The sequence below is a fragment of the Kitasatospora sp. NPDC059722 genome, from assembly GCF_042733235.1.
Lineage (GTDB): Bacteria > Actinomycetota > Actinomycetes > Streptomycetales > Streptomycetaceae > Kitasatospora.
This window is the reverse complement of record NZ_JBHWGD010000038.1, coordinates 77,575-85,182: the sequence shown is the minus strand read 5'-3', so window position 1 is coordinate 85,182 and position 7,608 is coordinate 77,575. Positions and strand designations below refer to the sequence as shown.

Here is a 7,608-nt window from a genome sequence, read left to right as displayed (position 1 = left end):
ACCCCCCCCGAGGGCGTGGCGCCCCCCGCGGGGGCGCGCCCCCCCCGGGCGCCCCCGCCGCCGGCGCGGGCCCCCCGGGGGGGGGGGGCCCCCGGGCCCGTTTCGCGCGGTGGGCGGCGCGGTGGGCGGCTCAGCCGCGGACGGTGGCCTCGAAGGCGTGCAGGTAGGGGTTGACCGAGCGGACGTCGGACACCGCCAGACCGGCCTCCTCCATCAGCCGGACGAGGCTGTCCTTGGAGTGCTTGGCGCCGCCGACGTTGAGCAGCAGCATCAGGTCCATCGCGGTGGTGAAGCGCATCGACGGGCTGTCGTCGACGAGGTTCTCGACGACGACGACGCGCGCGCCCGGCCGGGCCACGGCCACGACGTTGCCGAGGGTGCGGCGGGTGCTCTCGTCGTCCCACTCCAGGATGTTCTTGATGATGTAGAGGTCGGCGCGGACGGGGATGTCCTTGCGGCAGTCCCCGGGCACCAGGCGGGCCCGCGCGGAGAACGCGCCGCCGTCCTGGAGCCGCGCGTCCGCCCCGGCCACCACCTTGGGCAGGTCGAGCAGGGTGCCGTGCAGCGCCGGGTGCTTCTCCAGCAGGCTGGCGAGCACGTGGCCCTGGCCGCCGCCGATGTCCGCCACCGAGTCGACGCCGGTGAGGTCCAGGTACTCGGCGAAGTCCCGGGCGGACTGCCGGCTGGAGGTGGTCATCGCCTTGTCGAAGACCTTCGCCGAGTCGTGCGCGTCGCTGTGCAGGTAGTCGAAGAACTCCTTGCCGAACAGCTCGGGGAAGACGTTGCGGCCCGAGCGCACCGCCTCGTCCAGCTTCGGCCAGGCCTCCCAGGTCCACGGCTCGGTGCACCACAGGGAGATGTAGCGCAGCGAGTTGGGGGCGTCCTCGCGCAGCAGGCGGGACATCTCGGTGTGCTCGAAGCGCTCCTCGCCGGGCACGGTGGCCGCGGTGGTCGCGCCGGGCTCGCCGGTCGCGGTCGTCGCGCCGGTCGCGGTCGTCGCGGTGGTCTCGGCGAAGATGCCGTAGCAGGTGAGCGCGCGCAGCAGGCGGCGCAGCGGGCGGGGTTCGGTGTCGAGCGCGGCGGCGAGCTCGGTGACGGTCATCGGGGTGTCGCCGAGCGCGTCGGCGACGCCGAGCCGGGCGGCGGCCCGGACGGCCGCGGCGCAGGCGGCGCCGAAGACGAGCTCGCGCAGGCGCATCGCGGCCTGGGGGCTGGTGTGGGCGGGTGCGGTGGTCATGGGTGGTCCTTACGGGTGGAAGCGGCGGTGTCAGCAGCGGCCGGAGGGCTCGGAGACGGCGCAGGTGTTGCGGGCGAAGGTGTTGCCGGTGCCGGTGTCGCGGTCGGCGAGGTCCGCGGGGCCGTTGCCGCTCAGCGTGTTGCCGGTGACGGTCGCACGGGTGTTGGGGATGCCGACGACGCTCTTGAACAGGACGATGCCGCCGGAGAAGTCCGTGCGGCCGGCGTTGTCGTGGACCTCGTTGTCGGTGACCCGGGTGTCCTCGGTGCCGGTGAGCACGATGCCGGCGCCCTGGATGGCACCGAGGCGGGGATTGGCGGGGCAGAACTTGTTGTTGGCGACCACCCGGTTCTTCCTGACGTCGAGGTCCCCGGCCCGGGGCACGCCCTCGTCGCCGACCACGAAGACCCCGCTGCAGTTGCCGCTGATCTCGTTGCCCTGGACGGTCAGCACGCGCAGCCGGCGGACGGTGACGCCGACCCGGTTGCCGGAGAGCTCGTTGCCCTCGACGCGGGTGCCCCCGGTATCGGGCGCGCCGCCCTCGCGGTAGGCGTAGTTGGCGAGGAAGACGCCGGACTGGCCGTTGTCGGTCGCGCGGTTGCCGAGGATGACGGCCCTGGTGGAGATCTCCTGGCTGATGCCCTGCTGGCCGTTGTCGTGGACGTAGGTGGCGCGGACGGTCAGGCCGGTGGTGCCGCTGGCGTCGATGCCGTTCTTGGCGAAGCCGGTGACGGCGAGGGCCTCGATGGTGACGTCGAGCAGCGGGGCCGCCTCGGTGCCGTCCACGCAGACGCCGTGGCCGGCGGCGGCGCACGCGTTCTCGGTGCCGTCGCCGCGCACGATCACGCTGGCCGGGCCGGCGCCGCGCAGGGTGAGGCCGGGGGTGGTGATCCGGACGCTGCCGCGGTACGTGCCGGGCAGGACCTGCACGGTGTCGCCGGGCCGGGCGGCGTCGACGGCCTGCTGGATCGATTCGCCCGGGTGGACGAGGAGCAGGGCGCCTCCGTCCGCGTGGGCGGGGGTGACGGCGAGGACGGTGGTCAGGGCGGTGGTCAGGGAGCAGACCGCGGCGGTGGCCGCGGCGAGGTGGTGGACCCGACGCGTGGGCATGTGTGGTGACCTGTTTTCTTCCTCCGCGCAAGGTCCGGGCCGTGGGCGCGGGGCGGTTCTCACGCGGTGTGGGGGGCTCGTGACAGCCGGTGGGGATGACCGAACCGACGCTATGGGCGCCCGGGTGGGCCCGCCACCAGGGCTGGGCTGCGGGACTGACGGGGCGTCGGCCGGGCGGGCGAACGCCGTCCCCGGGGTGGACGGGGCCCGTTTTCGGGACACGCCCGGCCGCGTGGCATGCTCGGGGCCGTGAACAGCACCGCTCTCGTACCGCCCGCCGCCACCGCCCGCAACCCGATCGGCGCCCACGTGCCGGTCGCCGCCCGCGGGCTGGCCGGGACCGGCCTCGCGTACGCGCGGCGGGTCGGCGCCGAGACGGTCCAGGTGTTCGTGGCCAACCCGCGCGGCTGGGCCACGCCCCCGGGCAACCCCGCGCAGGACGAGGAGTTCCGCGCCGCCTGCGCCGAGCAGGGCGTCCCGGCCTGGGTGCACGCGCCCTACCTGATCAACTTCGGCTCGGACAACCCCGCGACGAGGGAGCGCTCCGCCGTCTCGCTGCGCCACTCGCTGCTGCGCGGCCACGCGATCGGCGCCCTCGGCGTCGTCCTGCACACCGGCTCCGCCGTCGGCACCGCGCCCGGCGGCGGATCCCGCCGGGCCGAGGCGATGGCCCAGGTGCGGGCGGACGTCCGGCCGCTGCTGGACGAGCTCGACGCGCTCGGCGACGACGCGCCCTGGCTGCTCCTGGAGCCGACGGCCGGTCAGGGCAGCTCGCTCTGCTCCCGCTTGGAGGACCTGGCCGAGTACGTCGAGGCGCTGGAGGGCCACCCGAAGGTCGGCGTCTGCCTCGACACCTGCCACGCCTTCGCGGCCGGGCACGACCTCGCCGCGCCGGGCGGCGTCACCGCGGCGCTGGACGCGCTGGTCGCGGCCGCCGGTCCCGGCCGGCTGCGGCTGATCCACGCCAACGACTCCGAGGACGTCGTCGGCGCGCGCAAGGACCGGCACGCCAACATCGGTGCGGGAATGATCGGCGCGGAGCCGTTCCGCGAGCTGTTCGAGCACCCGGCGACGGCCGGCGTGCCGCTGGTCGTCGAGACGCCCGACCGCAAGCACGGCGGGGACGGCACCGGGCACGCGATGGACATCACGGCCCTCAAGGAACTGCGCGAGCGGGCCGCCGTCCGCGTGTAGCCGACCCGGGTGTGGCCGCCGTCCGGGCGTGGCCGACTCGGGTCTGGTCGACCCGGGTGCCGTAGCGGGGCCCCGCTCGGGCTGCCGGTCCGTACCGGCGGTGCGAGGCTGGATCGACATCACCGCCACCGGCCCCTGGGGGTCCCGCCATGACCGCGTCCCGACCGACCGCGCGGACCGCCGCGACGACGATCGCGACCCGGCTCGCCGCGCTGCCGTGCGGCCGCCGCGGCAAGTGGGTGGTGCTGGCGGTCTGGCTGATCCTGCTGGTCGCCACCGGCCCGCTGGCCGGGAAGCTCATGGGCGCCGAGGACAACCAGGCGTCCAGCTGGCTGCCCGGCAACGCCGAGTCGACGAAGGTGCTGAACGAGCAGCGCGCCTTCCAGCCGATCGAGACCGCCCAGGCCGTCGTCGTCTACGACCGCCCCGGCGGCCTCACTCCCGCCGACCGCGCCCAGGGTGCGCGGGACGCGGTCACGTTCGCGACCGCCCCGCACGTCCTCGGGCCGGTCGTCGGACCGGTGGTCTCCGGCGACGGACAGGCCATGCAGACGATCGTCCCGATCGACGTCGGCACCAACGGCTGGAACGACCTGCGCCCCGCCGTCGACAGCCTGCGCGCCACCGCCGCCGCCGACAGCCACGGCATGACCACCCACGTCACCGGCCCGGCCGGGGTCGGCGCCGACCAGGCCAAGGCGTTCGCCGGCATCGACAGCTCCCTGCTCGCCGCCACCGTCAGCGTCGTGATCATCCTGCTGCTGCTCACCTACCGCAGCCCGGTGCTCTGGACCCTCCCGCTGATCTCCGCCGCCGGCGCGCTCGTCGTCTCCGAGGCCGTCATCTACCTGCTGGCCAAGCACGCCGGACTCACCGTCAACGCGCAGAGCGCCGGCATCCTGGTCGTCCTCGTCCTCGGCGCGGGCACCGACTACGCCCTCCTGCTCACCGCCCGCTACCGCGAGGAGCTGCGCCGCCACGAGGACCGCCACGAGGCGATGGCGTTCGCCCTGCACCGGGCCGGGCCCGCCATCCTGGCGTCCTCGGCGACGGTCGTCGCGTCGATGCTGTGCCTGCTGATCGCCGAGATGAACTCCACCCGCGGCCTCGGACCGGTGTGCGCCATCGGGGTGCTGGTCGCGCTGACGGCCATGCTCACGCTGCTGCCCGCACTGCTGGTGATCATGGGACGGTGGGTGTTCTGGCCGGTCAAGCCCGCCTACGGCACGGCCGAGCCGACGAAGACGGGCCGCTGGGCGCACATCGGCGCGTGGATCGCCCGCCGCCCGCGCAAGGTCTGGGTCGGGACGGCGCTCGCCCTCGCGGCCTGCTGCGCGGGGCTGGTGTCCCTCAACGCCAACGGGCTCGGCACGGCCGCCTCGTTCACCGGCACACCGGACTCCGTCGTCGGCCAGCAGGTGCTGGAGCAGCACTTCCCGGGCGGCACGGGCTCACCCCTCACCGTCATCTCGACGGCGGCGGACGCCGGCGCCGTACGGGCCGCCGCGCAGTCGACGCCCGGCGTCGCCGGGACGTCCGTGCCCGTGACGCACGCCGGGCAGGCCCTCTTCCAGGCCACGCTCACGGACCCGCCGGACAGCCAGGCGGCGAAGGACACCGTGGACCGGGTCCGCACCGCCGTCCACGCCGTCCCGGGCGCCGACGCCAAGGTCGGCGGCAACACCGCGGTGATCCTCGACGCCGGGCGGGCCGCCGGCAACGACAACCGGGCGATCATCCCGCTCGTCCTCGGCGTCGTCCTGGTGATCCTGGCGCTGCTGCTGCGGGCCGTCACCGCGCCGCTCGTGCTGATCGCGACCGTCGTGCTCTCGTACGCGGCGGCGCTGGGCATCAGCGTGCTCTTCTTCGAGCACGTCTTCGGGTTCCAGGGCGAGGACAACGCGTTCCCGCTGTTCGTCTTCGTCTTCCTGGTCGCCCTGGGCATCGACTACAACATCTTCCTGATGACGCGCGTCCGCGAGGAGTCCGCCCACCGCGGCACCCGCCAGGGGGCGGTCGCGGGCCTCGCCGCCACCGGCGGCGTCATCACGTCGGCGGGGCTGATCCTCGCCAGCACCTTCGCCGTGCTCGGCACCCTGCCCGTCGTGGGCCTGGCCGAGATCGGCTTCGCCGTCGCGCTCGGCGTGCTCATCGACACCCTGGTGGTGCGGTCGGTGCTGGTCACCGCGCTCACCGTCGACCTCGGCCGGCACATCTGGTGGCCGAGCCCGCTCTCCCGGCCGGCCGACGTCCGGCAGATGGAGCCGAGCGGACACGCGTGAGCCCGGGGAGCGCCGAACACTCCCCGGGCCCACGGCCGGATCAGCTGGATCAGCAGTCCCCGATGCAGGCGTCCTCGCTGTGCTCGTGGACGTTGAGCCAGTTGGCGTGCGGGCCGAAGAGGCCGACGCCGGCCGAACCCGACTCCAGGCTCTGGCCGGACGACGAGTCCGACGCGTGCCAGTGCGCCATCGCCGGCGCCGGCGCCGCGAAGGCGGCGGCACCCGTCACGGCCGCGATCACGGCGAACTTGCGGATGTTTCCACGAAGCGACATCAGATGTCCTTTGGGTGGTCTCTGGTCTCTGGCATGAAGGCGCGCCCGGGGCCGGCCACACGCACACCCGGCCGCCCCGCGGGCACCAGCACAGATTTGCACACGAACCCGCACGAACCCGCCCACGCCGCAACCCCGCTGAGACAACCGGGTGACCGATCTCCCTCGCCCGGGTGAAGGCGGACCGCCGGGCCTCACCCGAACGGCCGTCAGTGTTGCCGGGTGGACGCGAGGGAGAAGTCGGCGAACTCGACGTGCTGCGCGCTCGCCGGGCCCCACGTGGTGTCGTGGCCGCCGTAGAAGGTGGAGAAGAGCACGCCGGAGAACGGGATCCCGGCAATGCCCTTGGCCACGCCCGGCGCCGCGTACACCTGCTCGGCGTCGTACCACACGGTGACGTCACCGGTGCCGCGGTCCACCAGCTGCTCGACGGTGTGCCACCGGCCGTCCGCCTGGAAGCGCCAGTCGCCCAGGCCCTCGTCGACGCCGTAACCCGTCGGGCCGGCACTGGTCGGCGTGTAGAGGTAGACCTCGCCGTTGTCCGGCACGCCCTTGGCGCCGCGCCACATGTACCGCGTCGACCACCCGTCACCGTGGTTCCCGCCCGACTCCGCGCCGATCCGGCCGCCGTAGAGCCCGGGCAGCTTGCCGGCCTTGCCCCAGTCGCGCCCGACGGGGAACTTGACGGCGTACCGGAGGTCGAGGGTCGTCCCGTCGGCGAGGCCGGACAGGCCGAGCGCGTCGAGGCTGGTGTAGAACTGCCCGCCCCCGGGATTCGGGCAGTCGGCGCACTGGTTCGCGGACGAGCCCGCCCCGTACGCGACGTGGAGCGCCGACCCGCCGCCGCCCGGCACCGACGGATCGTCGACGGCACTCAAGTCGGCGCCGCCCCAGGCCCCTTGGTCGGCCACACCCCACGCACGCCGCCACTGGTCCGTCCCGTACCCGCGAAAGTCCCCCTTCCAGGACCCCGCCGCGGCAACGGCGTTCGACGGCGCGGCCGGCTTCGACCGGGCACGGGCCGGCGCGGCGGAGCACCCGGAGACGGCGGCCAGCACAAGGGCGCTCAGAATGACTGCGGCGGTGGTGCGCTTCACGGGACTCCTCGGTCCGGGGATCGGCCAACCGCCCGATCATGCCGGACGGCGCGGCGGCGGGCGCCACTCGGACGGGTCCGGTCGGCGGGCGGGGGGGTGGGGGTTGTGACTACGGTGCGGTGCGAGGGGGTCACCGAGCGAGAGGCGAGTGGGTTTCATGGCCGGCAAGTTCGAGCTGTACACCGACGAGACCGGGATGCACCGGTTCCGGCTCAAGGCGAGCAACGGGTCGATCGTCGTGACGAGCGACCCGCAGGAGAGCCGGGACGACTGCATCCGGAGCATCGAGTCGATCCGCAAGCTCGCGCCGTACGCGGAGCTCAAGGAGGCGGCCGCCGGATAGCGGACCCCCGTGTGCGGGGGGGCGGGGGCAAACGCCCGCCCCCCGTCGTGTTTTACCAAAAAACCGATTGG

Annotated in this window: 7 protein-coding genes; 3 read left to right on the top strand and 4 right to left on the bottom strand. The window is 74.3% G+C overall.

Translation table 11 applies throughout. From position 1 onward, the window contains the following. Positions 1 to 130: 130 nt before the first annotated feature. On the bottom strand, positions 131 to 1,237 hold the full coding sequence (locus ACFV4F_RS23845; RefSeq protein ID WP_380445533.1) for a methyltransferase: 1,107 nt from the start codon (positions 1,235 to 1,237) through the stop codon (positions 131 to 133). Between the two features lie 30 nt (positions 1,238 to 1,267). Continuing rightward, a complete protein-coding gene (locus ACFV4F_RS23840; RefSeq protein ID WP_380505287.1) occupies positions 1,268 to 2,347 on the bottom strand; it encodes a nitrous oxide reductase family maturation protein NosD in 1,080 nt (359 codons plus the stop codon). 249 nt (positions 2,348 to 2,596) lie between these two features. Between ACFV4F_RS23840 and ACFV4F_RS23835 the strand changes: the two genes are divergently transcribed. Both ACFV4F_RS23835 and ACFV4F_RS23830 read left to right on the top strand, forming a co-directional pair. Continuing rightward, on the top strand, positions 2,597 to 3,541 hold the full coding sequence (locus tag ACFV4F_RS23835) for a deoxyribonuclease IV (RefSeq protein WP_380505284.1): 945 nt from the start codon (positions 2,597 to 2,599) through the stop codon (positions 3,539 to 3,541). 149 nt (positions 3,542 to 3,690) lie between these two features. Further along, complete coding sequence (locus tag ACFV4F_RS23830; RefSeq protein WP_380445530.1) at positions 3,691 to 5,823, top strand: MMPL family transporter; 2,133 nt, start codon at positions 3,691 to 3,693, stop codon at positions 5,821 to 5,823. Between the two features lie 49 nt (positions 5,824 to 5,872). On the opposite strand, the gene ACFV4F_RS23825 is transcribed toward ACFV4F_RS23830, so the two are convergent. Continuing rightward, complete coding sequence (locus ACFV4F_RS23825) at positions 5,873 to 6,097, bottom strand: hypothetical protein (RefSeq protein WP_359959138.1); 225 nt, start codon at positions 6,095 to 6,097, stop codon at positions 5,873 to 5,875. 209 nt (positions 6,098 to 6,306) lie between these two features. Further along, positions 6,307 to 6,975 carry a polysaccharide lyase gene (locus ACFV4F_RS23820; RefSeq protein ID WP_380505281.1) on the bottom strand — a complete coding sequence of 223 codons (669 nt, stop codon included), beginning with the start codon at positions 6,973 to 6,975 and terminating at the stop codon, positions 6,307 to 6,309. A 376-nt stretch (positions 6,976 to 7,351) separates the two neighbouring features. Here ACFV4F_RS23820 and ACFV4F_RS23815 point away from each other — a divergent pair, with 376 nt between their 5' ends. Next, positions 7,352 to 7,537 (top strand): YegP family protein, encoded by a 186-nt coding sequence (locus ACFV4F_RS23815; protein WP_380445528.1) that lies wholly within the window; start codon positions 7,352 to 7,354, stop codon positions 7,535 to 7,537. Positions 7,538 to 7,608 lie beyond the last annotated feature (71 nt).

Bases quoted from the DNA above. Each gene is read 5' to 3' on its own strand.
- ACFV4F_RS23845 (WP_380445533.1), bottom strand. From the start codon at position 1,237: ATGACCACCGCACCCGCCCACACCAGCCCCCAGGCCGCGATGCGCCTG.
- ACFV4F_RS23840 (WP_380505287.1), bottom strand. From the start codon at position 2,347: ATGCCCACGCGTCGGGTCCACCACCTCGCCGCGGCCACCGCCGCGGTC.
- ACFV4F_RS23830 (WP_380445530.1), top strand. From the start codon at position 3,691: ATGACCGCGTCCCGACCGACCGCGCGGACCGCCGCGACGACGATCGCG.
- ACFV4F_RS23825 (WP_359959138.1), bottom strand. From the start codon at position 6,097: ATGTCGCTTCGTGGAAACATCCGCAAGTTCGCCGTGATCGCGGCCGTG.
- ACFV4F_RS23815 (WP_380445528.1), top strand. From the start codon at position 7,352: ATGGCCGGCAAGTTCGAGCTGTACACCGACGAGACCGGGATGCACCGG.